Annotated in this window: 1 protein-coding gene; it reads right to left on the bottom strand. The window is 29.5% G+C overall.

The genetic code is table 11. From position 1 onward, the window contains the following. Window positions 1-389 precede the first annotated feature (389 nt). Window positions 390-762, bottom strand: a 373-nt coding sequence (locus tag ACQCX0_RS03245; protein WP_462562735.1) for a 5-formyltetrahydrofolate cyclo-ligase, incomplete at its 5' end; no start/stop codon positions are given.

Raw genomic sequence — 762 nt, forward strand, 5'->3', positions numbered from 1 at the left:
CACCGAGATCTACACTCTTTCCCTACACGACGCTCTTCCGATCTTATAGTTCTCTGTATAATTATAAGGTCTGATTAATTTTTTTTCTAATCTGATATAATCTACAATATTATGCTGATCAAAGGCATGATTGCCCAAGGTAATAACATCTATGCCTACTTTAAAAAATTCCTCACAAATTTTAGGAGTAATTCCAAAACCATGTGCGGCATTTTCACCATTTGCCACAATAAAATCAAGCTCTAATACCTGTTTTAAATAAGGAATATATTGTGTTACAACTAATCTACCACTTTTACCCATTACATCCCCACAAAATAGTACCTTCAATTTTTTATACCTACTTTCTTTTATTATATTGTAATCAATTTTAGCATATTTATCTGAATTTATTTAAAAATACGATAATTTTTCTCCGTTATTATTGCCAGCAACTTTATATCAAACTCAGTAGTAGGAAGAAGTAAGACTTCTTGAGAACTAAAGGCTATTCCTATAATTATAAGATTTTGATTAGTTTTTTGTAAAGCCTTTAGGGTATAATCATAATAACCTCTACCTTTTCCTAAACGATTTCCTTGTTTGTCAAACCCTAATAAGGGAACAATTAAAACTTGCGGTATATATTCATGCAGATTACTCGGCTCTAATACTTTAAATAATCCTAAAGACATTCTCATATGAGGTATCCATAATTTAAATTTTAAAAGCTTTAATTTATCAATAATACTCGGCAAAACCACCCTATAATTATTGTTATAT

Source organism: Candidatus Hepatincolaceae symbiont of Strigamia maritima (assembly GCF_055505085.1).